Annotated in this window: 22 protein-coding genes and 3 pseudogenes; 15 read left to right on the top strand and 10 right to left on the bottom strand. The window is 40.7% G+C overall.

The features are described 5' to 3' along the window. Positions 1–88: 88 nt before the first annotated feature. From V7K21_RS27180 to V7K21_RS27165, 4 genes and pseudogenes are all read right to left on the bottom strand, one after another. A pseudogene (locus V7K21_RS27180) lies at positions 89–736 on the bottom strand (inositol oxygenase family protein). A 142-nt stretch (positions 737–878) separates the two neighbouring features. Beyond that, entirely contained in the window at positions 879–1,388 is a 510-nt protein-coding gene (locus V7K21_RS27175) for a gluconokinase (protein ID WP_335178727.1), read from the bottom strand. Between the two features lie 187 nt (positions 1,389–1,575). After that, on the bottom strand, positions 1,576–2,346 hold the full coding sequence (locus tag V7K21_RS27170; protein WP_335178724.1) for a DsbA family protein: 771 nt from the start codon (positions 2,344–2,346) through the stop codon (positions 1,576–1,578). 42 nt (positions 2,347–2,388) lie between these two features. Further along, positions 2,389–3,270: a 4-hydroxybenzoate solanesyltransferase gene (locus V7K21_RS27165; protein WP_335178722.1), complete on the bottom strand. Its 882-nt coding sequence runs from the start codon at positions 3,268–3,270 to the stop codon at positions 2,389–2,391. Positions 3,271–3,750: 480 nt separating this feature from the next. On the opposite strand from V7K21_RS27165, the gene V7K21_RS27160 reads away from it, so the two are divergent. Both V7K21_RS27160 and V7K21_RS27155 read left to right on the top strand, forming a co-directional pair. Continuing rightward, positions 3,751–5,403 (top strand): Ppx/GppA phosphatase family protein, encoded by a 1,653-nt coding sequence (locus V7K21_RS27160; protein WP_335178720.1) that lies wholly within the window; start codon positions 3,751–3,753, stop codon positions 5,401–5,403. 656 nt (positions 5,404–6,059) lie between these two features. After that, positions 6,060–6,335: a hypothetical protein gene (locus V7K21_RS27155; RefSeq protein ID WP_335178717.1), complete on the top strand. Its 276-nt coding sequence runs from the start codon at positions 6,060–6,062 to the stop codon at positions 6,333–6,335. Between the two features lie 382 nt (positions 6,336–6,717). Here V7K21_RS27155 and V7K21_RS27150 read toward each other — a convergent pair whose 3' ends face one another. Beyond that, positions 6,718–6,927: a protein phosphatase 2C domain-containing protein gene (locus tag V7K21_RS27150; RefSeq protein WP_335178715.1), complete on the bottom strand. Its 210-nt coding sequence runs from the start codon at positions 6,925–6,927 to the stop codon at positions 6,718–6,720. Positions 6,928–7,252: 325 nt separating this feature from the next. Here V7K21_RS27150 and V7K21_RS27145 point away from each other — a divergent pair, with 325 nt between their 5' ends. The 4 genes and pseudogenes from V7K21_RS27145 to V7K21_RS27130 all read left to right on the top strand — a co-directional run bounded on the left by V7K21_RS27145 (position 7,253) and on the right by V7K21_RS27130 (position 11,769). Then, on the top strand, positions 7,253–8,083 hold the full coding sequence (locus tag V7K21_RS27145) for a PIG-L deacetylase family protein (protein ID WP_335178713.1): 831 nt from the start codon (positions 7,253–7,255) through the stop codon (positions 8,081–8,083). 119 nt (positions 8,084–8,202) lie between these two features. Continuing rightward, complete coding sequence (locus tag V7K21_RS27140) at positions 8,203–9,054, top strand: hypothetical protein (protein ID WP_335178711.1); 852 nt, start codon at positions 8,203–8,205, stop codon at positions 9,052–9,054. Positions 9,055–9,429: 375 nt separating this feature from the next. Beyond that, positions 9,430–10,496 (top strand): annotated as a pseudogene (locus tag V7K21_RS27135) (DMT family transporter). Positions 10,497–10,626: 130 nt separating this feature from the next. Continuing rightward, positions 10,627–11,769: a peptidoglycan-binding protein gene (locus tag V7K21_RS27130; RefSeq protein ID WP_335178709.1), complete on the top strand. Its 1,143-nt coding sequence runs from the start codon at positions 10,627–10,629 to the stop codon at positions 11,767–11,769. A 177-nt stretch (positions 11,770–11,946) separates the two neighbouring features. Here the strand turns inward: V7K21_RS27130 and V7K21_RS27125 are convergent, their stop codons facing one another. Then, the gene (locus V7K21_RS27125; protein ID WP_335178707.1) at positions 11,947–12,402 is read right to left on the bottom strand and encodes a DUF2141 domain-containing protein; all 456 of its coding nucleotides are present in this window, start codon (positions 12,400–12,402) and stop codon (positions 11,947–11,949) included. A 545-nt stretch (positions 12,403–12,947) separates the two neighbouring features. On the opposite strand from V7K21_RS27125, the gene V7K21_RS27120 reads away from it, so the two are divergent. The 7 genes and pseudogenes from V7K21_RS27120 (at position 12,948) to V7K21_RS27090 (ending at position 18,176) form a co-directional block, all read left to right on the top strand. Next, the gene (locus tag V7K21_RS27120; protein WP_442948929.1) at positions 12,948–13,334 is read left to right on the top strand and encodes a glutathione peroxidase; all 387 of its coding nucleotides are present in this window, start codon (positions 12,948–12,950) and stop codon (positions 13,332–13,334) included. Between the two features lie 237 nt (positions 13,335–13,571). Continuing rightward, complete coding sequence (locus V7K21_RS27115) at positions 13,572–14,396, top strand: SDR family oxidoreductase (protein ID WP_335178705.1); 825 nt, start codon at positions 13,572–13,574, stop codon at positions 14,394–14,396. A 22-nt stretch (positions 14,397–14,418) separates the two neighbouring features. Beyond that, positions 14,419–15,348 carry an alpha/beta fold hydrolase gene (locus V7K21_RS27110; RefSeq protein ID WP_335178703.1) on the top strand — a complete coding sequence of 310 codons (930 nt, stop codon included), beginning with the start codon at positions 14,419–14,421 and terminating at the stop codon, positions 15,346–15,348. Positions 15,349–15,425: 77 nt separating this feature from the next. Then, positions 15,426–16,160 carry a glutathione peroxidase gene (locus V7K21_RS27105; protein ID WP_335178701.1) on the top strand — a complete coding sequence of 245 codons (735 nt, stop codon included), beginning with the start codon at positions 15,426–15,428 and terminating at the stop codon, positions 16,158–16,160. Positions 16,161–16,275: 115 nt separating this feature from the next. Beyond that, a pseudogene (locus tag V7K21_RS27100) lies at positions 16,276–16,587 on the top strand (hypothetical protein); the annotation flags it as partial. Positions 16,588–16,662: 75 nt separating this feature from the next. Beyond that, positions 16,663–17,454 carry a phosphatase PAP2 family protein gene (locus V7K21_RS27095; RefSeq protein ID WP_335178699.1) on the top strand — a complete coding sequence of 264 codons (792 nt, stop codon included), beginning with the start codon at positions 16,663–16,665 and terminating at the stop codon, positions 17,452–17,454. Between the two features lie 260 nt (positions 17,455–17,714). Continuing rightward, positions 17,715–18,176 (top strand): hypothetical protein, encoded by a 462-nt coding sequence (locus V7K21_RS27090; protein ID WP_334966077.1) that lies wholly within the window; start codon positions 17,715–17,717, stop codon positions 18,174–18,176. Between the two features lie 96 nt (positions 18,177–18,272). Here the strand turns inward: V7K21_RS27090 and V7K21_RS27085 are convergent, their stop codons facing one another. The 4 genes from V7K21_RS27085 to folK form a co-directional block, all read right to left on the bottom strand. Beyond that, entirely contained in the window at positions 18,273–19,082 is an 810-nt protein-coding gene (locus V7K21_RS27085; protein ID WP_335178697.1) for a prohibitin family protein, read from the bottom strand. Between the two features lie 527 nt (positions 19,083–19,609). After that, complete coding sequence (locus V7K21_RS27080) at positions 19,610–20,473, bottom strand: ADP-ribosylglycohydrolase family protein (RefSeq protein ID WP_335178694.1); 864 nt, start codon at positions 20,471–20,473, stop codon at positions 19,610–19,612. A 7-nt stretch (positions 20,474–20,480) separates the two neighbouring features. Beyond that, positions 20,481–21,029: an NUDIX hydrolase gene (locus V7K21_RS27075; RefSeq protein WP_335178692.1), complete on the bottom strand. Its 549-nt coding sequence runs from the start codon at positions 21,027–21,029 to the stop codon at positions 20,481–20,483. A gap of 68 nt (positions 21,030–21,097) precedes the next feature. After that, positions 21,098–21,613, bottom strand: a complete 516-nt coding sequence (gene folK, locus V7K21_RS27070) for a 2-amino-4-hydroxy-6-hydroxymethyldihydropteridine diphosphokinase (RefSeq protein ID WP_335178729.1) — start codon at positions 21,611–21,613, stop codon at positions 21,098–21,100. A gap of 839 nt (positions 21,614–22,452) precedes the next feature. Here folK and V7K21_RS27065 point away from each other — a divergent pair. Continuing rightward, on the top strand, positions 22,453–24,717 hold the full coding sequence (locus tag V7K21_RS27065; protein ID WP_442948930.1) for a transglycosylase domain-containing protein: 2,265 nt from the start codon (positions 22,453–22,455) through the stop codon (positions 24,715–24,717). Positions 24,718–24,890: 173 nt separating this feature from the next. After that, positions 24,891–25,118, top strand: coding sequence for a photosystem II assembly protein Psb35 (gene psb35, locus V7K21_RS27060; protein WP_298915776.1), 228 nt, complete (start codon positions 24,891–24,893; stop codon positions 25,116–25,118). Positions 25,119–25,217: the final 99 nt, after the last annotated feature.

Genomic DNA, 25,217 nt, shown 5'->3' with positions numbered 1-25,217 from the left:
CCCAAGTATCACGTTTCTCAATTATTCCACCTCATTAGTATGGAAGCAAAGCCTTCTATTATAACATAAAAATAATTCTGCAAGAGGTCTAATATGCATACTCATCATGTCCCCATGACATATGCACATTACTCAAGCCACAATTCGGCTCGTAAACACCATATGTAGTGTTATATACAGGGTTATTGTAATCAGGGTTTTCTTTGAAAAATTCCGAGAAAACAATTTTATCAGAAAATGCACAACCCACAGGAAAGGTATCGCCTACTATGGCCCATTGGGGTTCACCAAATAAACAAAGTATCTTCCCCATATCGTGAAACAAGCCAGTAAGTACCATCCAGTCTGGGTGACCATCGGCGCGAATGGCTTCTTATGTTTGCAATAGGTGCTGTAACTGATCTAAATCTGTATCAGGATCTGAATCATCAACCAATTGATTCAAAAATTCCAATGCATCCCAGAGAGACATTTCTTTCTTATCCAACTTCAGAAAGTGTTCTTTTTTCTCTAATACAAAATCATAGGTTTGATTGATATAATTTAACCGATAGAACTCTTTCACCGTATCTCTAGTAGGCGCTTCGTAATTCCTGTACTCTTGGGGGGTTTTACCTTCTTTAACTATACTGTCCGGATCGGGATAGCGATTAAGTAAGTCTTCTTCCCATTCTTCTAGCGAATATAAAGGATTATTTTGAGCTTGGTCGATGGCATTACTTAGAGTTTGAGACATATCTTTTGAGTTGCCGATATTGATATGTTAAATGGTGCTTTCACACTCCATGTTTTGCACACGTGTGCAAGTGATATTATTTTTGCACAGGTGTGCATGAAATGCATGTTAAGTTTTTTATCATGCAGTTGTAACCAATAAGCTAAATTCCTAAAGCCGTTCTAATATTTTGGACAATTACCTGGGGTGACTGTGCAACATCCATAGATATAGTGTCTAATGGTTCTTCAAGAGTGATAAACTGGCTGTTGAGGAGTTTTTCGGTCATGTAGTGATTGTGACGCTCTTGCAACCGCATTTGAATCAACTCATAAGACCCTTTGAGGTAAACTAGCTTGATGCGTTCGCCCTTGGCGTTGGCGAAGCCATCGCTATCCAATACCAGAAATTGCCGATAGCTGGCTTTTAAAGCCGAACACGCCAGCACTACATTTTTATTTTCTTCCAGCCAATGTTTTATAGCTGTTTGCAAATCTTGCAACCAAGGCGTCCTCTCAGCTTCACTCAGAGGGATACCGCGTCGCATTTTCTCAACATTCTCTGGCGAGTGGAAAGCATCAGCGTCGCTAAACTCGCAGTCTAACGAGTCTGCTAGCAGTTTTCCTATGGTAGTTTTGCCAGAACCGGATACACCCATTACGACAATAATCATAGACGGCTTTTCCCAGCAATTTTAAGAGTGATGAGTAGCATTAATGCATGTTTAAGACTTGCGAATTTAAACACGAGAATAATTCTATTTTTCCATTATTCAAACATTTTTTGATAAACAAGTGACTTGATTGCTGGGGTCAATCTAAATTCTATTTTTCTATTATCAAAAATTGATTCACGTCCACTTACTTAGCACCAGTCAATATACTTTCGATATCTGCTAGCTGCACCACTCCTGAAACAGTTGGACTATTAATTACAAAGAAAGGTGTGCCAGAAACAGCCAATTTATCTGCTAATTGGATATCTTTTGTAATGGCGGGAGTAGCAAGAGTAAGATCGCGTTGAAATTTACTCAAATCTAGCTTCAGTTTTTTAGCAATATCTAAATATAATGCTTCACCTAGTTGCTTTTGATTAGTAAATAGCGCATCATGATATTCCCAAAATTTGCCCTGCTGGTATGCTGCCCAAGCCGCTGTCGCCGCTGGCAATGCTTCAGCATGAATTGAAGTTAGCGGTAAATTCTTGTAAACAAATCTTACTTTATCTGGATATTTTGCTAACAATTGTTTCAATGTTTTATGCGCCTCAGCACAATAGGGACATTGAAAATCTGAAAATTCTATTAGCACAGTTTTTGATTGAGTTGAACCTATGGTAGGAGACTCACCAATCACTGTTTGAGGATTCGCCTTTAAATCCTGTAAAAATGCTTGCTGTGCTTGCTTTGTTTTCTGTTGTTGTTGCTGCTGATAGGCTTGAACAGATTCGATAATTGCCTCTGGATGTTCACGGGGAATTTGTAATACTTGCTGTTCCAGTTGCGGATCAATGCGGCTAGCAGCTTGTGCAGTAATTGACCAGGTGACAACAACTAAACATAGCAGACCTATTGCTGTCCAAGTACGAACATACTTAAACAAGGGACTAAACAAATCAAAGAATACACCCATAAATACTTCTTCCAGGGAATTCTATACATTACTTTTTACTTGTTAAAAAGATCCAGCAATCATCCCAGCAAGTAAAATAAAACCAATCCACACGTTTTGCCGGAACATTTTACCATAAACAGGATTAGGTAAGTTTCGCTGTCTTAATCGCAGAGACTGCCAAATCCATCCGATAGTAGCAACTGCAAGGCTAATCCAGAAGGCGAAGTGTAGATGTCTGAGTACACCTAACCAAGCCAATAACAAGATTGTGCCAGCAAAGAAAATTCCAATAGCTACAGGGGCATAATTCCCAAAAAATAGAGCGCTAGAATTAACACCAATGCGGTGATCGTCTTCCTTGTCGCTCATAGCGTAAAGTGTATCAAATCCTAATGTCCACAGTACAGTCGCGCCCCAAAGTAACCAAGTTGGTTGGGAGATGGTTTGTGTCACTGCACTCCAGCTAATCAATACCCCAAAACCCCAAGCGATGGAAAGCACCAGTTGCGGCACAGGAAACACCCGCTTTGCGCCTGGATACAGCAGAATTACAGGCACTGCTGCCACACATAACCAAAAACTCAAGGGGTTAAGATAAAAGGCCAGGATCGCTGCACATGCTAGCGATACGATCGCGACTACAATCCCAACTTTCACAGACAGGGCGCGAGAAGCCAGGGGCCGATCGCGTGTTCTCTCCACATGTGGATCAATATCCCGATCCCACAAATCATTGACAACGCACCCAGCCGCACTCGTGGCGAGAGTACCCAATATAATCACACCAACCAGAGGCAAAGGCGGTTTCCCAGAAGCTGCCAAAAACACAGCCCAAAGGGCAGGAATCATTAAAATTAAGCGTCCTTCTGGTTTATGCCAGCGCAAAAGTCGGATAATTACAAGCCAAACTGGTTGCTGGGGGCGTTCTGGCGTCGTTAACATAGAAATCAACAAATAACTTTAGATAGATGAATTCACACATCTTTATATCTATAGAATAACGTTATTTGATATTTATAAAAACATGCCTCTATTCGCCGAATCATGCCAATAATACAGCACCAATCTAGCAGATGACAGGCTATTCCAATTTTCTATTCTTTAATTCACACATTTTTACATATCTTTACATCTAAAGAATAACGTTATTTGTTATTTGTAAAAATATAACCCCAAGTGGCAACTTAAAATATCTTTAAATAGTCACTACGGTTAGAAACAGTAGGGTGAATATACTTAGCTTAGTTCCCCTCGACCAAAGATGAAGAGTGCTGAGTATTTTTTAATTTACTGAGTACGGGCTAAACCATAGCTATCCGCTAACAGCACTCAGTTTGAGCAAGTGTGTTGCAACAAATATCAGTGCCAGCTACCCCGACATATCACCGTTTGCCATCATTTCTTATAAAGAGAGAAAACTAGATGCTGAATTTAGTTTCGGCTAGCTGGGAGAGTGTTCCAACTCAACCACCTAAGCAAGATCGGATTATTGCTGCCATTGACTTGGGAACAAATTCTCTACACATGGTAGTAGTCAAAATTGATCCCACACTACCAGCTTTCAGCATTATTGCCAGAGAAAAAGAAACCGTGAGACTTGGGGATCGCAATCTTACCACTGGGGAACTCAAACCAGAGATAATTAAAAAGGCGATCGCTGCTTTAGGACGCTTTCAAGAAGTTGCCAAAACTATCAACGCTGAAACAATCATTGCCGTGGCAACTAGTGCTGTGCGGGAAGCCCCCAATGGAAAAGATTTTTTGCAAAAAATAGAAACAGAGTTGGGTTTAAGCGTTGACTTGATTTCTGGTCAAGAAGAAGCGCGACGAATCTACCTTGGCGTGCTGTCGGGCATGGAATTTCACAACCAGCCCCACATGATTGTTGATATTGGCGGTGGTTCCACAGAGTTAATTTTGGGCGACAGTCACGAATCGCGTACTCTCACCAGTACCAAAGTCGGTGCAGTACGACTCACTAGCGAGTTAATCACCACTGATCCCATCAGCAACACTGAGTTTCACCATCTGCAAGCCTATGCACGTGGTATGTTGGAACGTTCCGTGGATGAGGTGCTAGCAAATCTCCAGCTTGGGGAATCTGCGCGTTTGGTGGGTACATCTGGCACAATTGAGACCCTGGCAATGATTCATGCAAGAGAAAAGTCAGGTGTTATTCCTTCCACTTTAAATGGCTACCAGTTCAGTCTTAAAGACTTGCGAGAGTGGGTAAATCGCTTGCGGAAACTGAGTAACTCAGAAAAAGCTGCAATTCCCGGTATGCCAGATAAGCGGGCTGAAGTTATACTCGCTGGCGCAGTGATATTACTGGAAGCGATGACCCTTTTAGGTAGTGAATCGGTTACAGTCTGTGAGCGTTCTCTGAGGGAAGGCGTAATCGTAGACTGGATGTTAGCCCACGGTTTAATTGAAGATAAGCTGCGCTACCAAAGTTCAGTTCGGGAACGCAATGTTCTAAAACTCGCTAATAAATACCACGTCAATTTAGAATACAGTGATCGCGTGGCAGCATTTGCCCAGAGTTTATTTGACCAAACTCAAGGTATACTACACCACTGGGGATCTGACGAGCGACAACTGCTGTGGGCGGCCGCAATATTACACAATTGCGGTCATTATGTCAGCCATTCGTCTCATCACAAGCACTCTTACTATTTAATTCGCAATGGTGAGTTACTCGGTTATACAGAAACCGAGATTGAAATCATTGCCAACTTAGCGCGTTATCATCGCAAATCGCCGCCCAAGAAAAAACATGAAAATTACCAGAATTTGCTGACTAAACAGCAGCGACAAATGGTCAGTCAATTGAGTGCAATTCTGAGATTGGCAGTGGCATTAGATAGACGACAAATTGGTGCGATTGCTCAAGTGCAATGTGAGTATTATCCACAATTAAGGCAGTGTAATTTACTAATATTCCCATCTCAACCTAATGATGACTGCGCCTTAGAACTCTGGAGTTTAGAATATAAAAAAGCAGTGTTTGAGGAAGAATTTGGTGTAAAATTAGTAGCGACTTTAGAAAAGTCTAGCGTTGCTAGCTTCTCCTAGAAACTAGAAATTAGGGTGCGTTAATGCTGTGTAACGCACCTGCTGAATAAAGTATAAGCGCACATATATGCGCCACTATAAATTATTTGTGATTTACGCATCTGCTTTTAAAATTTTAGTTAAATTATCATATACTTTTTCATCATACTTAAGTATTAATTTATCAACCACCCAAAGAAGTAAGTGGGCAAGAATGAATCAAACTATGTTACACAATGTAAATTGATTAAATTGCCTCTTAGCAAGGGTTTCAGACATTACTACAAACCTTTAATTGTTTACGCTTACTTACTTCGTTTAAAAAGAAAAATTAGAATTATAATTAAACTAGAGTTAACAATCTATTTAATATAGGTTATGTTGCTATAGGATATCTAAGCTGGGAAAACTTAGATATCCTTTTATGAAATTTCAATCAAGCAGGCTAAATTGCTTAGTTTTCTGCATTGGAGAATACTCAGGCTTCAGCATATAGCTTGCATTTATTGATTCTGAGAATTCTTCAGCTTTGAGAACTATGATCGATATCAAAGCTGGAGATAAAATATGATGAATTTATCTGTGACAACTTCCCCTACTAAAACTGTACCTAAGTTGACTTACGATGTACTGATTGAAAAAGAACTAGATGGCAGGGTTAGTGCGACAGTGTTAGAGTGCTAGGCTTGCCAGATATTAAAAGCTCTGGTGCGACGAAAGAAGAAGCGCTAGAGAAACTCATTCAACTTTTAGAACGAAAACCAGAAATAGTAACTTTGGAAATTGAACCTCCCCAAACCGAGGCTACTTTATGGTTTTTAAAAGATGTGCGATCGCTAGGATTTGACCAGTATGCTATTATTAATTATTACGAAGACTTGATTCGTTTAAGAATCCGTATTGGTACTCAAGATTTACACATTCCGGCAGACTTTACGTCAAATAATCGCTGATAGTATCTAATTTTTAGCTCATCGATTGCTTGCTCAACTACAGAAGATGGTAATAGCTCTTTAAAAGGCAATCCCAAAGTTTGACCAAATTTATCAAGAGAGAATTTCTACTCGTAGTGTCACAGTGATATTTATGTTGTTGGCTTATTCGGATCGATGAAAGTATCTCATGAACGAGTAAGCTTTTCCTATCTCTAAAAAATTTTTGAACAATCGGTACATCTTTGCACTTCCTCTGTCAGGCACAGCGATGGCGTAACCGCCCGCCTTAAGAGCGATCGCAGTACTACATCTTGCACAATAACTTACCCCATACCAAGACCTTCACTGTTCAATAGCTTTAAAATCTGTAGCCCTTATCCCGTATAGCTTAGAGCTTTTCTTAGTGCCATTCGGAAATAACCTTTACCCGCATATCTTTTACTGCATTCGTTGAGGTGATAAAAGTTGTTTTATTGATGAACTTACCTTTATCTGGCTGAAACAGCAGTTGATATTCTGAGTTTTGGGCGATGTCTTCTCCTGTCGGAGACGCTGTGTCTAGCAACCCGTTCGCCCCTAGCGTATCATAGGGAAGGGTACGGCGAGCCACAGAACGCCTAAGTTTATCTCAATAAGCAGCGATTAATGCGATTATTTTTAATTTATTGAGAATAAAATCCTTTTGTTGACATGATGCAGCCGCCCTGATCACTGTACGCACTTAAGTTTTATAAATAACATAAAAATTCCATCGTACTGACACACATTTAATAAAATATCGAATAAGATAAAAATCTAAATCGAATACAAATTAATCTTTGTCATTCAATCCAGATGCTAGTTAGCAGTTTGGCAATGTTCATGTCTGCGATGAAATATTAATACCATTTGGGTAATAATTTTTCAGATAGTAATTTCAAATCATATCTGGTGCTATGAAAATAAGATATCTTCTTCATCGCTTAAGGTTCGGGCTGCACAATAAGTGGTGGTTGTTGAAATACCGATTTCGAGAACTACTGATTAAACTACAGTTCTACTGGCTTTTGTATCAAGGCAGTAAACTACTAAATATTAACCAGAAGTCAGTAATTGTATTTTCTCCTCACCAAGATGATGAAGCACTAGGTTGTGGGGGTATGATTGCACTCAAGCGAGAACAAGGGATACCGATTAAAGTTGTTTTTGTTACAGATGGAGGAGGTTCTCATCGAGGTCATACCAAGATTACCCGTTCAGAAATTGTTCAAATTCGTAGACAAGAAGCGATAGCAGCTTTGAATATTTTAGGAGTGGAATCAACAGATGTTCACTTTCTTGATAAATGTGATGGCGCATTATACAAAATGACAGAAACTGAACAACAGCAAACCATTGAAGAAATGGCGCAATTATTAAGTAGTTTTCAACCACAAGAGGTATACGTTACTCATAAACAGGATCGCAGTCGAGATCATGAAATTACTTATAAATTGGTTAAAGCTGCTATTTCTAAAGCAGAAGTGACAGTAGAACTGTGGCAATATGCTATCTGGTTGCTTTGGAAGTCTTTATTGTTTCGCAGTCTGAAGTTTGATGAATTAGCAGGCGCTCATCGGGTCGCAATTCATCAAGTGCAATCTAAGAAAAAGCAGGCTATTGAAATCTACCGTTCTCAATATTTACCTATAGATGCTGAATCGAGTGCCGTACTTCCCCCTGGTTTCCTCTGGCGGTTTTTCTTACCTCATGAGATTTTTTTCAAATCAGACTCCGGTCAGGAGTAAAAAAGGTTTTAGATAAGAAGAGCTCATAAGTCATAATTCCTCCTGAATTCTGTACGAGTGGGTGATGAGTAATTGAGTACTTTCACATTTTTAAGCTTTTACCCTCAAATCATACAAATATGAGTGAACAACAATTCTGTTTTTGCACTTTAGCATTAGGCAAAGTGTATCGGGGCCTGGCTAGTTTATTAGCAAAAGACCTAGAACTATATTCACCTAACACTGCTTTTATAGTTCTCACTGATAACCCTCAAGAGTTTAGCAAATATTCTCAAGTTTTAGCATTTCAGCATCAGCAGCAGGGTGTTAAGTGTTACCACGATAAAAGATTTGCTATTGCTAAGGCTTTATCTCTATTTAATTCATGTATATTCATTGATTCAGATATGCGAATTTTGGCACCTGTACCAGAATGTATAGAATGGCTTTTAGAGCCAGGGATAAGTGCTAGAGCTTGTATGGATATGCCGAAAAAATTTGCCAAAGCTTTGACAAAAACTGACAAGTATTTTTCTAGAGAAATTGAAGTAATAAAAAAAGCAGCGCAATTTTTAAATTTAGATCCAGAATGTGAAAATGTTACGTTTGTCCATGAATATTTGTTTTCTGTCACTAAGTCAACAGGAAAAGAAATTGAATTTTTAGAAACATGGGAAATCCTTGCCAAATATTTTGAGCTAAATGGAGTTTATGAAGGTGAAGGTAATGCCATAGGTTTAGCTGCCTATAAAGCAGAGCTGCCAGTGAGATGGAGCGAGATGTCAGGTATTTCCTTTTTCAATAACAAAACTGAATTGATCAAAATTCAAAAGGGACAGTCAAACATGGATGAAATGTCGACATATTTTCAGGAACACGGAAAACTTGCACATCCTAAACGCTCTATTCTGGAGAAAATTGTATTTAAACTTAGCAAAGCCATAATGCATGTTTATAGAGCAATAAAGTACAGAGTCGTTACTTCACTGTGAGAAAAGAGTTTTTCGCAAATAACCTCTACCTGCATTTCTTTTACTGCATTTTTGGAGGTAATAAAAATAAATTGAGTCAACTGCTATAAGAGATAAATCACTTGCATTATTAGTTTAAACAAGCACTTTATCGGTAGGATTTTTAGATATAAAAACTACTGTATATCTGCCTGATTTGAATAGTTTGTGCTTGTTCCCTAATAAAGCTTTTTAAAGCTATCCGTCTGATTACAATCTTCAGTCTCGTGTAACCTTAGCTAAACCTGAGTATTAATTCCTTTTCTCCCAGACGTTACGCGATCGCAAAACTACATAATTCGGTAAAATTAGGTGAAGCAAATTTTGCGCTTGTTAAACAAAAGCATTAATAAACCCATGCAACTGAAACTCAGTGCATCTCAACTTCCCTTCGCCCCCATCCTGTTAATTACCCCCTTTTTCCTATGGGGGACGGCAATGGTAGCCATGAAAGGAGTAATACCCCACACCACACCGCTATTCATGGCAGGTGTACGTTTGATACCAGCTGGAGTGTTAATTTTAATAGCAGCTGCATTCATGGATAAACCCCAGCCCAAGAGTTGGGCTGCATGGCTGTGGATTGCCTTATTTGCTCTAGTAGATGGGACGCTATTTCAAGGCTTTTTGGCAGAGGGATTAGTCAGAACCAGTGCGGGATTAGGGTCTGTGATGATTGACTCGCAACCCTTAGCTGTTGCCTTGCTGTCGTTGTGGCTATTCCAGGAACATATTGGTTTTTGGGGATGGCTGGGGCTAGCCTTGGGAATGACAGGCATTGGTTTAATTGGCTTACCTGATGAGTGGATTTTCCATTTTCTCGACTCAGGCGCAAATATCACAATTGGGAACTGGCAAGATTTGTTTGCTAGTGGCGAGTGGTTGATGCTATTAGCAGCGCTATCAATGGCTGTGGGAACAGTGTTGATTCGGTTTGTGTGCCGACATGCTGACCCAGTAACTGCTACGGGATGGCACATGATTTTGGGTGGATTGCCATTATGGGGAGTTTCATCAGTTGTCGAATATCAGCAGTGGGAGAATCTAGGAGCATCTGATATAGTGGCTTTGGGTTATGCTACTGTATTTGGCAGTGCGATCGCCTACGGGTTATTCTTCTACTTTGCCTCTAGTGGCAGTCTCACCAGTCTTAGTTCCCTGACCTTCTTCACACCCATCTTTGCCCTAGTATTTGGTAATCTCTTCCTCTCAGAAGTCCTTAGTCCGTTGCAGTGGATCGGTGTTTTCCTTACTTTAATCAGCATCTATCTGATTAACCAACGTGATGCTTTAGAGGGTAAAACGACACAGTTACTGTCGGCGAAATAGCTAATATACAGCAACCAGTTTTAGAAGCATCGGCTAAAAAATTGAACCCCCTAACCTTAGCAGTCAGAGAATCGGAACCACAAATTTTACCTTAACTCGTTAAAGAGGAGATGAGGGAATAGGGGAGCAGAAGAATAAATGACAAATAACAGTTAACATTTGGTCATCTTAAAGTTATTGTGAGATAAAAGACTTCAAAAGCACGTTTAGGCTCAAACTTGCAATATGAGGCTATGCCGTTCCTCAATCTTGATATTTACCTGTTTTTCTTGCGTTGGTTTTTACCCAAATCGCGCAAGTACAGCCACACCTAACCTAGCACCTGAAATTTTAGAACTTGCACAAGCTAGTTCGACAGTTACTGCTAGTCCGGCTGTTTTGAGACCCGGTAGTCAAGGGTCAGATGTGCAGAGACTGCAAACCCAATTAAAACAGTTGGGGTACTATAGTGGCGTGGTAAATGGACAGTACAACGCCAGTACGGAAATCGCTGTAGCTAAATTCCAGAAAGCAAAGGGTTTAAAAGTAGATGGTATTACGGGTCTGGCGACTATGGGCAGACTGCAAGCAGCCTTGTTTGCCAAAAATCAGATTGTCACCTCTCCATTTGTTGTCTCTCCTGCTCCAACTTCCAAACCATCTGCAACACCCAAGCCGACTGAGAGAGGTTTTCTCTGGTGGTTAATATTTGCCATTGGAGTTCTAGGAAGTATTGGCGCACTTGTTTACCTGCTGAGGTGGTTTCGTCAAGTGAAACAAGTGCAAAAGTCCGAAATATCAAATACTAAAAGTTTGGGTGAAGCTAACAAAGACCCAATGATTCCACCCTCACCAGAGACTGTAACTAGTCCACAAACAGCTACGCCACCACTCACCACACAATTGCTGCTACCAGAAAAAACTTCCCGGCTTGCTAAACTCAATATCGTTGACGAATTAATTCAAGACTTACGCAGTTCTGACCCAGCGAAGCGACACAAGGCTATTTGGGATTTGAGTCAGCAGGGAGATTCGCGGGCAATTCAGCCTATGGTTGACCTGATGATTGATGCTGATTCTCAAGAAAACAGCTTAATTTTGGCAGCTTTGGCAGAAATTGGCACCCGCACACTCAAACCGATGAACCGGGCTTTAGCAATGTCAATCCAAGATGAAAGTCCACAAGTACGGCAAAATGCTATCCGTGACTTGACGCGCGTTTACGATACGATGGGTCAAATGAATCAGATGTTACTCCATGCGTTAAATGACCCAGATGCCGAAGTGCAAGCAACAGCACGATATGCTTTAACTCAGATGAATCGAATGCGTGGCTTACCGGAACAACAAGGTCTACCAGAAGATTCACACGACGATTCACGAGAATAGAGCAGAAGTCATTCGATTTTAGATTTTTCCTTCAATCCCTAACGCTCATAAGCATTGTGTCAGCGACTGTGCGTAGCGTCAGATATCATGTCCGCTTGATTACTTATTAAACGGACATGATATTGTGATTTTGAGTTCTAATTTGTCTACTGCACCAAGTTTAAATCCGTTGTCAGCTTAAAAATATTTCAATTGGATTTGGATATTAGTGTTTGGGCCTGCAACCAAAAATGCTGCTTCGCTAAATTTGGGCGCTCTTGTGCGAATTTCTGGGTTGCTGGAAAATCCAAAGCCTTCGCTTGGTATACCAAGTCCATTTCTATTGAGAGTGCCGTCATTATTTTGATCGTGGAAGACAGCAACGGCATAACTACCTGCTTTCAAGTTCTCAAAGGTAATGATAAAGGGAGTATCAGTAATCTTGGTACACTGCTTTTGTAAGACGCGATCGCGATCGCTAGGAAATCCTTCACTGCTTGCAAATAGACTGGCACATACTTGTCCTTCTTTGTTCTTCAAGCCATCAATTTCCACGGTGAGTTTACCGTTAAAATTAGCCTTGGCACTAAATGACCATGCCAGATTTCCCAGAGCTGCCAATAACAGTATACTAACTCTTAATCCTCTAACCATAAAATTGTCACAAGGTAAAATAAGTTTTGCTGAAATTAAGTTTTCACTTTGATTCAGATCACGCAGATTGATCGTGACATTATTCGGTCAATACTCGCAAGTATCCTGCCATATTTCGTCTCTATATTTGTCTGTATACGCAATAGTCAGTATTCATCATTTATCTCTGCGAAACTTTGTATCAAAAGCCACGCAGATTTTAAAGACCTATCCTGAGATAGGAGATTGTCGAGCTATTTATAGAAGAGTTATCACTTAGTTAAATCTGGTTGTCAGTGTAAACTCACAGGCGATCGCTATCTTAATTGATCAGCTGCACCAGTTGAGCAAAAATGCTCCGCATCCTGACTTATCGTTAGATATCGTTTTGCCCATTAAGCACCAATCAGTGAGGGAAACATCTATCGAAACTCCCATACAAGCAGCTTGAGTTAAATAGAATCGTAGTGGGAAAGGCTAACAAACCTAATTTCCTTAAACAAACCGGGTTTAGAGTACCTGTAATATGGGAAACTTGGCAATATTCCCGATAAATAAGATTCAAGATGAGTAACATAATTTCGGACATCGCAGTCAAGACCATCAACGGTGAGGATAAGCAATTAAAAGACTACACCGCAAAGGTACTCTTAATTGTGAATGTGGCTTCCTACTGCGGTTATACTTCTCAATACGAAGGGTTAGAAAAATTGAACCAGAAGTATGGGGAAGCAGGGTCACATATTTTGGGGTTCCCCTGTAACGATTTTGGAGGGCAGGAAGCAGGAAGCAATCAGGAGATTGTGCAATTTTGTACGAGTAAATATGGTGTTACCTTTGAACTATTCGATAAAGTTCATGCTAAAGGCTCACAGCAGCATCCACTTTATGAGCGACTTACCAAAGCCGTTAAGCCAACCGGAACTGTTGCTTGGAACTTGGAAAAGTTTTAGTTAATAAACAAGGTGAAGTGATTGCTCGATTTAATAGTAGTATCCAGCCCAATTCACCAGAGATAATTGCCATAATTGAGAAATAATTAGCAAAATAGTCATTAGTGATTAGGTAAAACTTTCTGTACTATTGACTATTGGGTATTAGCTCTGGACTGTTAATTTTATTTACATCCAGTCACTTAATTTAGAATCTAGTCTCGATGAGTAGTTTAATTTATTTGTGTCTAATTTGTTATGAACGTTGCAATCATTGGTTGTGGTTATGTTGGTTATAAAGTTGCTCAATATTGGCAGCAAAAGATGAATTTTGTTGTCAGTGTAACTACAACTTCCCCTGAGCGTGTCCCGGCACTACAATCAGTATCCCAAAGAGTTGTAGTTACCTGCGGGAATGACCTAAATAGTCTAAAATCAGTTCTGCACAATCAAAATGTTGTACTTTTGAGTGTTGGTGCAAAAAATGGAGAAGTTTATGAAGAAACTTATCTACAAACTGCTCAAACTTTAATTTTATCCTTGCAGCAGATTCCGAGTGTAAAACAATTGATATACACAGGGAGTTATGCCGTTTATGGTGACAGAAATGGTGTGTGGGTAGATGAAGAAACACCGCTTGCACCCGCTAATCAAAATGCACAGATTCTCAGAAAAACAGAGGATGTATTGCTATCAGCATCTAGTGAAAATCTCCGCGTTTGTATCTTTCGCTTAGGAGGAATTTATGGAACTGGCAGAGAATTGTTAAAAATATTTAGCAGATATTCTGGTGCAACTCGTCCTGGCAATGGCGAGGATATCACAAATTGGATTCATTTGGATGATATTGTTAATGCGATAGAATTTGCCCGTCACCGTCGTTTGCAAGGGATTTACAATCTGGTAGATGATGCACATCTCACCAGTCAAGACTTGTTAGAGCGCCTATTTGAAAAACATAATTCACCCAAAGTTAAATGGGATACTTCTATCAAGAGTACCCGCCCATATAATGCTTGGGTATCGAATGAAAAACTTAAAGAGGCTGGATACCAGTTAGTTCATCCACAAATGATTTTTTAGTAAGGATTAAAAACTAGGAATTATGCAACCATCTACTGTAGCTAACACAATCAATTTGACAGCATCTCCTAGCCAGTTTTACAGTTGGCAGAATTATCGTTGTGCTTACGAAGTTCATCAACCAATTAATACAACACCTGAGGGTATTCCTTTACTGTTAATTCATCCTATTGGCGTCGGATTGTCACGGCAATTTTGGCAGCGATTTTGTCGCAAATGGTATAATACAGGTGAGCGTAATTCAATTTACAACCCTGATTTACTAGGATGTGGTGAAAGTGATATGCCTCATGTAGCTTACACTCCTAATGATTGGGCAGAACAGTTGCAGTACTTTTTACAAACAGTTGTGCAAAAACCTGTAATTGTAGTAGTCCAAGGTGCTTTATTACCAGTTGCGATCGCATTAGTTCAAAAGGAATCAAATTTAATTGCCAGACTTGTACTCTCTGGCCCTCCAACATGGGCTTTGATCACAAATAAATCACCAGAATGGCAGCAAAAACTCCTTTGGAATCTGTTAGATTCACCTTTGGGGAGTGCTTTTTATCGCTATGCACGCTCCTTAAAATTTTTACATTCTTTCTCGACTCGTCAACTATTTGCTTCTGATAATGCTGTGGATGCAGAGTGGTTGGATACATTGGTTGCAGGTGCAGAAAATCCTGCTAATCGCCATGCAGTGTTTTCTTTTTTAGCAGGGTTTTGGCGACAGAATTATACTAGTCGTATCGCCTCTATTGGGCAACCAACATTAGCGGTTGTGGGGGAAACTGCATCGAGTATTAGTCAAGACAATAGAAAAGAAACGCCAGATGAACGCTTGGCTCACTATCTGTCCTGTTTGCCTCAAGGTCGAGGTATAAAAATAAATGGGCGCAATGTTTTACCATATGAGTCAACCGCTGAATTTGTCGCAGCTATCGCTCCATTTATTAATGAAGTTTTTTAGCTGATTGATAGTTACATCATAATTAGTCTTCCTATGATAGGTTATGACTGGAATTGATTACTTCAAGAAGCAAAATTATGTTCTCTGATCGCCGTGGACAACAAGTACCAAATGTCACTTTTCATACTCGTAAGGACAACGAGTGGGTGGATGTGACAACCGATAAATTGTTTGCTGATAAGACAGTGGTTGTCTTCTCCTTACCGGGTGCTTATACTCCGACTTGTTCATCAACTCATCTCCCTGGTTACAACGAGTTGGCTGGGGTTTTCAAAAAAAATGGTGTGGATGATATTATCTGTATTTCTGTCAATGATAGCTTTGTGATGAACGAATGGGCAAAGTATCAAGAGGCAGAAAATATCACAGTAATTCCCGATGGAAATGGTGAATTTACTGAAGGCATGGGAATGCTAGTAGATAAATCAGACTTGGGGTTTGGTAAGCGATCGTGGCGCTACTCGATGCTGGTGAAAGATCGTGTAATTGACCAAATGTTTATTGAGCCAGAGGAGCCAGGAGATCCTTTTAAGGTGTCCGATGCTGAAACAATGCTCAGATACATCAACCCTCAAGCAGTGAAGCCCGAAGTAGTTTCCCTGTTTGCGAAAGTGGGTTGTCCCTTCTGTGCCCGTGCTAAGGCGATGCTTAAGGAACATGACATTAACTACGAAGAAATTACCTTGGGAAAGGATATTACCACACGCTCTTTACGAGCAGTTACAGGTGCGACAACAGTTCCTCAAGTATTTATCGATGGTAAATTAATTGGTGGTTCTGAGGCATTAGAAGCCTACTTTGCAGCGAAATAGGTTTCACTTGGTTGACACAGGTGACAGCTGTGTCAACTTTAGGTTGTTATAAAAAAAGGCGGCGATCGCCCTTGGATGGATCAAGCGCCGCCACTCTATCGTTAAAATATTTTAATTTATTCAAATAGATGCAATATTTAAATTTATATTTGATATCGTTAGTGCCCTTTTTGGTGGTTTACTTTTCCTGAACAATTATGTTTATATCTTACTGATTCCAATTATTGGTTTTGGAATTATCCAATTTTTTAAAAAATTTGTCTTTAATGCTAAAGTCCAAGCAGCTAGCAGAGTTAAAAAATCACGCTATGTCAATTATGTCAATAAAATTCGACATCGTGATACTGACTGTCCGCACTGCGATTATTATCAGTATATTGAATGCCAAAATTGTCATAATCTTACTTATGAACATTTGTCGTACTGAAAACATTGTAGAACTTCTCAAGATTCCAGTAATTTGTAATCAGTGAAGTCGTTGATCAGTCATTTTAACTTAGATATGGAAAAAGTGAAAAAAGCCAATAAAGAGAGTCAGTCGCCTCTTGATTTTCTCAAAAACCTGTTGATTGCTCGTTGGCGATCGCTCTTACTCCTGTTGATAGGAGTCTATTTACCTTTGCAAGTCTTTGAAATCCTGACAGTGAAGATATGGCAGAATCAAGCTGGCTTCCCGTGGGATGTGCCTATTCTATTAGCAGCTCATTCTACAGAAAATCCACAGCTTGATGTTTTAGCAGTGACGCTAGCTATAATTGGGTTGCCTTGGACGGCAATACCGATTTTGGGTGCGATCGCACTAATATTACTACTTCAAAAACGCTGGCGATCGCTAGCTTATTTACTCACCGCCTCAGTTGGAAGCATCATCATCAACCGCACAGCAAAGGAATTATTGCATCGAGTGCGTCCACAATTGTGGCAGTCCATTGCGCCTGAGTCTAGTTTTGCATTTCCCAGTGCTCATGCCATGACGAGTGTAACTCTGGTAGCAATTTTGCTATTCTTAACTTGGGCTAGCTCCTGGCGCTGGTTGGTTCTCATCTTCGGTAGCTTATATGTAATAGCTATTGCCTGGTGTCGTATCTATCTGGGGGTTCATTTTCCTAGTGACATTCTTGCAGGTTGGATGGTTACATTAGGTTGGACAATTGGCGTCAGTCTAATTATCAAACCGTATATGACTAAAGTCAAATCTCTAGATGGCGATGGCTACGCCAACGTCTTTGACGAACGCCCTGAGGATAAAACAACCTTACTTCCTGAAGAAAGAAAGTTGATAACTGAGGAGTGATATTATGTCCGGGTTTACAACTATGTCAATCAATTTTGGATTTTGGATTTTGGATTTATTCCGCCCACTCTTTTACGGGGCATGAACCAAATAATTTTTTGTTCTTTAATCTAAAATCTAAAATCTGCTAAAAAGCCAGTGATCAAAACCCATGCCCACCATAGATATGGTTTTTAGGCATAATGTTATCACTCCTGTACTAGACTTTGATTTAATTTATATATTAAACTACACTAAGACGAGAGGAATAGTGGGTTTTTATGGAAAGCGTCCAAAACGTTAGTCAAGAGTTGAATGTAACAGGAGACACAACTCTGGAGGACTTGCAACAATCTACTCCAGAAGAATTCAAAAAAGACATTTTCAAAAAACTCAGAGGTGGATTTTTTCTCATACTGGGATATTTGTTGTCACCACTATGTTGGTGGAATGACTTACTATTCAATCTGCCAATAGCTTATGCTTTTGGGTATGCATGTAGTTTACTTTCCCCAAAATTACTTCTACCTTGTTCAATTATAGGGTACTGGCTCTCTAATATTGTGGGAATTCTCTTGATGCAATTCGGTTCTAAGGACATTTTTCAAAAAGAACCTCAAGAGCATAACCTCAAGAAAGAATTATTCACTGGTCTAATTTCTTCAACAGCTTATACCCTGTTGATTATCCTATTGATCCAGTTAAAGATTCTCGATTCTCCCATTTTATTCTCCAACGGTTAATTTAGTTTATCACGTTTCTAGAAAGGAATTGGTTGTAGGGGTACACATCTGTGCGCCCCTATGTCTTATTTAGCAAATATTTCGTGAAAAAGAATATCAATTTTCATCAAATTTTAAAATTTCACTTAAATTCAACAATTTTGGAGTTTCCTTACTTACAATTAATGGCAGCTTCCCATTCCATTTTTCTATTGCTTGCCTTTGCAGAATTTCTGGAGTTAAACCGTCACGTAATAATTTGTGTGCCTCAGCCTCTCCTTTTGCTAAATTAACTTTTGCCTCAGCCTCTTTTGTTGCTTTCAGTGCGATAAACTCTGCTTGTTTTGCTTCTTGTTCAGCAATCTGCTTCGCCTCCACCGCTTCACCAAATCGTTCTGAAAAATGGACATGAACTAGAGAAATATCATCAACTCCAACGTGATAGCTACCCAGTCGTGTTGACAATGCATCATCTACTCCACCTTTGACTTCTCCTCGTTTAGTAATAATTTCTTCAGCTGTATATTTTGCCATTACTGCTTTTAGTACTTCTTCAACTGCTGGGTTAATAATCCGAATAACTACATCTTGTTCATCTCCAATTTCCTGAAAAATGGCATTTGCTTCCTGGGGAATAATGTGCCAGTTGAGAGCGACATCGGTGAAAACATTTTGTAAATCTTTGGAAGAAGCCTCAGCAGAAATTTCCTGTTTTTGGACTCGAATACTCACCTTTTTCACAGTATTGACTACAGGAATAATTAAGTGAAGTCCTTCTTCTAATATCTGGTTTTGGACTTCGCCAAATTTCATCAATACACCACGTTCGCCTGCATTTATAATCACACAAGGCGTGAGAAAGATAGTTATCAAGAACAAAAGAGCAGTCAGTTTACCGGCACTGTTAAAAGTTGTATTTTTTCTCATCTGTGTGAAACATGCATGCGTCTGGCATAGAGACACATATTTAGGAGTTGTAAGCTTCTTCTGGTCATCCTCTTATAACTTTGGCTCTAAGTCAATTTTCATGTGACTCTAGCCAAGGTAACAAATCAGTATTACCAATAAGTAGCAAGTCCCTGACTGAGCAGTTAATCTGTTCAATGTACAGGCATATAGGTAAGCCACCAATGTGTACTTTACTACCCCAAGTTGGAAATAGTGAAGGTTAGGGTAGCTTTATTTTTACATAAATTACTGTAATAATATCGAAAAACCGTAGTATTTGAAAAGGTAAGTTTGCCCTTAATTGAGTAAAGCAGCAGAGCAATTACACTGTTAATAATTAAAAAACCTGCTCAGATGCTTCCCCAAGCATGGAGAATATGATCATTGACGATATAAATTGGTCATCAAGCAATGGGAGCAGGAATGACAGTTTTTGAAGGCTATAGGCGACAGTATCTTTATGATAAATGGATGAGGGTGCAACGCTTGCAGCCCATGTATTACATTTAGCTGATCTTTTTGTTTACTAAACTCATCAGCTGCTTATCCAAGTCCATGAGGTAACCTCTACCGTAAGCTCCATTCTCTAAGCCTGTAAGGAGATGATTGGGAATGTCTTGTCTAATTTCCTGGCTACAAGAACCAGCAGCTAGGGCGTAGGCGTAGCTCGTCGTAGACATCGCAGCTACTGTATCCACATCTCCTGTAAAAGCGATACAATTTTGTAAAAGTTCGCTCATAGTGTCATTTCGCATCACCGCAGTAATCGCTGCCCTGACACTCATCCAACCTTTAGACTTGACTTTACCTTCCCACGGTTTAGACCATCCAGATACATAACCTTCTAGAAACTGTCCTAATTTGCGTTTTGCTCCCAGTCGATAGATAAAATAATGTGACATCAAAGCAGCCGCAACCGCAGCATTGATCCCATCGGGTGTATTGTGGGTAATTGCCGCTTGAATTGTTGTCGCCTCAATGACTTTCTCTACTGTAGGATAAATACCTATGGGCGCTGCACGCATTGCTGCCCCACTTTCATCGCTGTCAGGGCGAATTCTGCTTAAAAACTCTTGCCCATCCTGAATTCCTACTAAAAAATGGTAGAAGTTTCTAGCATAACCCTCTCTGGGGTCGCGTTTAAAGGCTCTAACAAAACTATCGGCTAAAACTTCTGGTGTCCAAGGCGCTTGAGCAACAATCACTTCCGCAATGGCAATGCTCATCTGGGTGTCGTCAGTGTAAGTGCCAGGGATGAGTCGAAAACGCGGATGTTCGACGTATCGACTCAAATCGTTGTTAACGATCATCTCGTCAGCATATTCAAAGCCTGCACCGTAGGCATCTGCGATTGCTAACTCTAGCAGCATATTAGTATTAGACTAAAAACGGACGCGCCAGAAAGAAGCTAGAAACTGATTTAGCATCTACCAACTCTCCTTCCAGAATAGCTTTCTCTAATTCTTCGGGAGTCAAAAACACAGTTTCGATATCCTCGTCTCCATCTTGTGGTGGTGGTGTCTCCAGCTTTTCTAAATCTCGCGCCAGAAATGCATAAATAATTTCATCAGAATAACCAGGCGCTAGGAAAAATTCGCCTATTTTGTCCCATTTATGGGCACTATAGCCAGTTTCTTCTTCAATTTCACGCTGTATCGTTTCTAGGGGTTCTTCATTTAATTCTATAGTTCCCGCCGGAAATTCTAATATCCGTCCCTGAATTGCAAAACGATACTGGCGCACGAGTACAAGTTTGCCTTCTGATGTCACAGGTACAGCTAGGGCACCACCAGGGTGACGAATACATTCCCATTCTCCTTCAGCTTTATTAGGCAAACGCAAACGATTAACTTCAAAATCAAACTTGCGTCCTTTATAAAACAAGCGTTGTTTCAGCAGTTGTGGTAATTCTCTACCTAATGGCATAGTAAAATCTGATTATCTGTGAGTACAGAGGTAAAATCAGCGTTCTTCTGTGTTTAAGAATGGTAATTTTAATTGTCCATCAATAAATGTACATCAGAACAGTCTACTTCTTTGAGCAGTTCTTTAATAACACACCCAGAAACTGGTTCTACCCAATCTGAGGCAATTTCTGCCAGTGGTACTAACACAAAGGCCCGATCCCGCATTCGGGGATGGGGAATCTGGAGGTTTGGTGTATCCACAATAAAGTCATCATATAATAACAAATCCAAATCCAGGGTTCGTGGCCCCCAGCGTTCCTGACGCACACGCCCAAATTGTTGTTCAATTCCTAACAAAGCTTCTAATAAGTGCTGGGGTAGCATTTCTACTTGCAATGTGACGCAGCCATTTAAGTAATCTGGCTGCTGTGGCCCTACTGCTTTGGTTTGGTACCAACTTGATCTGGCTTCTAAGAAAATACCTGGCGTTTGGACTAAAGTTTCGATAGCTGCTTCTAAAATCGCCTGTGAATCGCCGATATTACTACCAAGGGCAACAGCGCTTCGTCTGGGCTTGGCGTAGGCATAGCCCAACTCAGGCATCACACTCTTTTTAAGTAAGCTGTTTTCAGGCTGTTTTTGCGGATATCCAGAAAATGTCAATAGTTTTTATATTTCTAAAAATTATGATAATTGCAGTAGTTTTACAAAACTCAATCCAATATACATTATTCTAGAGTGAGTTTTGTTAAGTATTTTATTGAGCAAGCGTAGCAATCTAGCCTCTCCCACTCGTCTTAACTAAAGCTCAATTGATAAACTCTCGGTCTTTTTTTTATTGATATGGTAGCTAATTTGCATTACCATTTACTGTAGCAGGAAAGGTAATCAACCTCTTTAAAAACCTGATTGCTGTTTAACATACAGACGCCGCACCTTGACAATTAAATCTATGGGGTTCTACTTTGTTGTTCTAGTAGCTTGACAATTTTTGTTAAGCAGCCTGAAAGTAGATAAAAGATTTACAGGAACTAGACGATTGGCACTTAACTAAAATCAATTTTGGAGTAATCCGACTACCGAGGGGCACTCGGTAAGTAACGCTTAGGGAGAGAACCACCTCTGGTGAGAGTACCGCAAGTTGCTCTAATAAAATGGACTCGTTGAACTAAGAATCTCCGTGGCTTGAGCCAGGAGAGTGTCAAAATAATACAAAGGTGGTGCTATAACCCCAAAGCTTAATTGGTGGTTAAGTAGTTACGACTTTATATAGAGGAATTAACGTATAAAAGATTACTTTGTGTTTGAAGCGAAAACCAACTAATTAGAGTGACTCTAATCGGGAGGAACCGTGATTGCCACTTGGTAATCATCAACCCGAAGAATCCACAATTGAGATACTAATAGCACATCTGGCGCAGGCAAGGCAGTTACTGAGCAAAATGAAAATTTTACCATCTAGGATGAAGACCAATCAGGCAACTGGCGGTAAACCACTTTATCGTCGCTTATGGTTTTGGGCAGGCTTGGGTGTGGGTGGTGGGATAGTAGCTTTCATCTACGGCGTCAGTCTAATAGATCGCACTTTGCCAGATAAGGCCGAGCTAAACGCCGTGCTTAGAGAGCAAACACTGACCATCAAAGCTGCTGATGGAACCATATTACAACAACAAGGTGAAGCCACCAGAGAACAGCTAAAACTAGAACAAATACCAGATAATTTAAAAAAAGCTTTCATCGCCTCAGAAGATAGAAGATTTAAGCAACACAACGGATTTGATCCTCAAGGAATTGTGAGAGCAAGTTTGAATAATTTGCGATCGCAAGGTGTGGTGGAAGGTGGTAGCACCATCACCCAACAGCTAACGCGGATTCTCTTCCTCAAACAAGAACAGACAATCTGGCGCAAACTCAAGGAAGTCCGCCTCGCCCAAAAAATGGAGCAAGAATTAACCAAAGATCAGATTCTAGAGCGTTACTTGAATCTGGTTTACTTGGGAAATGGAGCTTATGGTGTAGCAGATGCAGCCTCGGTATACTTTAGTAAATCGCCAGATCAACTGTCACTCGCAGAAATGGCAACGATTGCTGGATTAGCTCCTGCTCCTAGCTTGTACGCCCCAAACAAGAATCCAGAGGCTGCAAAACGGCGGCGTGACCTAGTATTACTACGGATGCAAGAGGATAAAATAATTACGTTAGAGCAAAGGCAGGCAGCAGTTCAAGAGCCGCTAACCCTGAAAAGCAGTTTACCCAAGCGAGTGCAAGTAGAATCACCCTACTTTACCAGCTACATCCAAAAAGAATTGCCGAAGTACGTTTCTCCTAAGGTGCTAGCAAGTGGGGGTCTAGTAGTGGAAACTACGCTGAATCCAACTTGGCAGAAGGTAGCAGAAGAAGCAGTTGCCAAAACGCTGCGAAATCAAGGACGCTGGGAGAACTTTAAGCAAGGAGCAATGGTTGCCATTGACCCCCGCAGCGGTGAAATTAAGGCAATGGTTGGCGGAAAAGACTTTGGTAAAAACCAGTTTAATCGGGTTACTCAGGCACAGCGGCAGCCAGGATCGACATTTAAAGGGTTTGTATATGCCACTGCGATCGCTAGCGGTAAAAGTCCCTACGATACCTATGAGGATGCACCCATTGTTATAGATGGTTATGAACCGAAAAACTTTGGTAAAAACTTCCACGGCTCAATGGACATGCTAGATGCCCTCACCCGATCTATCAATATCATTGCGGTGAAGGTGCTGATTGATGTGGGATTTACGCCAACGATTAAACTTGCCCATGATATGGGGATAAAATCTGAACTCAAGCCCACCTATTCCTTGGCTCTCGGCTCCAATGAAGTGAATTTGCTGGAATTGACCAGCGCTTACGGCAGTTTTGCCACCCAAGGATTGCATACAGAGCCTCATGGTATTACTCGCATTCTCAACCGCCAAGGCAAAGTAATCTGGTCAGCTAATTTCCCGTCTCAACGCGCCCTTGACGCTGACAGTGCCGCCATCATGACTTGGATGCTACGCAACGTTGTAGAAGCGGGGACAGGTGGTGCTGCTCAGTTAGATAATAGACCAGTTGCTGGCAAAACCGGCACCTCCGACGAAGCCCGTGATTTGTGGTTTATTGGCTACATTCCCCAGATGGTGACAGGGGTCTGGCTAGGTAACGATGACAACCACCCCACAGACGGTAGCAGTAGTAGCGCCGCTTATACTTGGCACGAATTTATGGAAAAAGCGGCAGAGGGGATGACCGTAGAAAAGTTTCCCAAACGACCCAAGTTAGAAGGTCGCAAAGGCACTATCAAAGCCCAGTCCATCAAGCCAAAACAAGTGCTGAATCATTCTATTTCTGAGGATGATGACTCAGAAGGGGAAAATTCTACAAATTCTAATTCTGAGGATAGTGGATCATCTAGAAGACGTAGAAATAGGAGGAGCTATTCTGAAGAAGAACAGCAATCTAGGGATTATACCCCAAGACGAAGAAGGCGCGATCGCAGCCAAGAATCAAGTTCCAGTAACTCTTCCTCAGAATCATCTACCCCACAGCGGCGATCTAGAAAAGTAGAATCTGATTCTTCTCCCCCGTCTCGAAGAACTCGACGATCGTTCTCTCCCGCAAATAGTTCCGGTTCTTCAGATTCTTCACCGTCACAGCCATCCTGGCGGGATAGACTTAGACCGTCTCATGAATGAGGTATTGGGTATTGGACATTGGGCATAGAGGTAAAAATCCTGCTCCTTGTGTCCCTGCATTCGCATTTCTGTGCAATATCAAGTTGCTTAAACTTAACTACGGGGGGATGTTACGTGATACGCTCATTTGATAATGTGTTAAGTACTGTTATTTAACCTTGGAGAATATACTCATGCATTTATTTATGCAGACAGCAGCACCAGCCATAGATGCTGCTCCTCATTTTCCCTTGGCTTTTACGTTGGTGTATGTGGTTGGTTTTATTGCTGCTGTAAGCATTGGTTCAATAGCTTGGTACAACTCAAAACGCCCCGCCGGTTGGGAAAGCAAAGAGCGTCCTGATTTTGTGCCTAAGGTTGATAAAGAAGAGACTCCGGGTCTGGGTGAACCGAAGCCATAAGCAGTAAGGGACTTCCAAAGAATAAATTATTCCAAGAAAAACAAGAGACAGGTTTTTCAAGAATGATAATCATTTTAAGGGGGAAGAAAAGGGGTTGCC

The sequence above is a fragment of the Nostoc sp. genome (genome assembly GCF_036919595.1).
GTDB lineage: Bacteria > Cyanobacteriota > Cyanobacteriia > Cyanobacteriales > Nostocaceae > Nostoc.
The sequence above is the reverse complement of the archived record's forward strand: the minus strand, read 5'-3'. Positions and strand labels throughout refer to the sequence as shown.

Coding starts and splice junctions, on each gene's coding strand:
- V7K21_RS27125 (WP_335178707.1), bottom strand. CDS start 12,402: ATGGTTAGAGGATTAAGAGTTAGTATACTGTTATTGGCAGCTCTGGGA.
- psb35 (WP_298915776.1), top strand. CDS start 24,891: ATGCATTTATTTATGCAGACAGCAGCACCAGCCATAGATGCTGCTCCT.
- V7K21_RS27105 (WP_335178701.1), top strand. CDS start 15,426: ATGTTCTCTGATCGCCGTGGACAACAAGTACCAAATGTCACTTTTCAT.
- V7K21_RS27130 (WP_335178709.1), top strand. CDS start 10,627: ATGAGGCTATGCCGTTCCTCAATCTTGATATTTACCTGTTTTTCTTGC.
- V7K21_RS27075 (WP_335178692.1), bottom strand. CDS start 21,029: ATGCCATTAGGTAGAGAATTACCACAACTGCTGAAACAACGCTTGTTT.
- V7K21_RS27160 (WP_335178720.1), top strand. CDS start 3,751: ATGCTGAATTTAGTTTCGGCTAGCTGGGAGAGTGTTCCAACTCAACCA.
- V7K21_RS27170 (WP_335178724.1), bottom strand. CDS start 2,346: ATGGGTGTATTCTTTGATTTGTTTAGTCCCTTGTTTAAGTATGTTCGT.
- V7K21_RS27095 (WP_335178699.1), top strand. CDS start 16,663: ATGGAAAAAGTGAAAAAAGCCAATAAAGAGAGTCAGTCGCCTCTTGAT.
- V7K21_RS27065 (WP_442948930.1), top strand. CDS start 22,453: ATGAAAATTTTACCATCTAGGATGAAGACCAATCAGGCAACTGGCGGT.
- V7K21_RS27140 (WP_335178711.1), top strand. CDS start 8,203: ATGAGTGAACAACAATTCTGTTTTTGCACTTTAGCATTAGGCAAAGTG.
- V7K21_RS27175 (WP_335178727.1), bottom strand. CDS start 1,388: ATGATTATTGTCGTAATGGGTGTATCCGGTTCTGGCAAAACTACCATA.
- V7K21_RS27165 (WP_335178722.1), bottom strand. CDS start 3,270: ATGTTAACGACGCCAGAACGCCCCCAGCAACCAGTTTGGCTTGTAATT.
- V7K21_RS27110 (WP_335178703.1), top strand. CDS start 14,419: ATGCAACCATCTACTGTAGCTAACACAATCAATTTGACAGCATCTCCT.
- V7K21_RS27080 (WP_335178694.1), bottom strand. CDS start 20,473: ATGCTGCTAGAGTTAGCAATCGCAGATGCCTACGGTGCAGGCTTTGAA.
- V7K21_RS27120 (WP_442948929.1), top strand. CDS start 12,948: ATGAGTAACATAATTTCGGACATCGCAGTCAAGACCATCAACGGTGAG.
- folK (WP_335178729.1), bottom strand. CDS start 21,613: ATGCCTGAGTTGGGCTATGCCTACGCCAAGCCCAGACGAAGCGCTGTT.
- V7K21_RS27090 (WP_334966077.1), top strand. CDS start 17,715: ATGGAAAGCGTCCAAAACGTTAGTCAAGAGTTGAATGTAACAGGAGAC.
- V7K21_RS27115 (WP_335178705.1), top strand. CDS start 13,572: ATGAACGTTGCAATCATTGGTTGTGGTTATGTTGGTTATAAAGTTGCT.
- V7K21_RS27145 (WP_335178713.1), top strand. CDS start 7,253: ATGAAAATAAGATATCTTCTTCATCGCTTAAGGTTCGGGCTGCACAAT.
- V7K21_RS27085 (WP_335178697.1), bottom strand. CDS start 19,082: ATGAGAAAAAATACAACTTTTAACAGTGCCGGTAAACTGACTGCTCTT.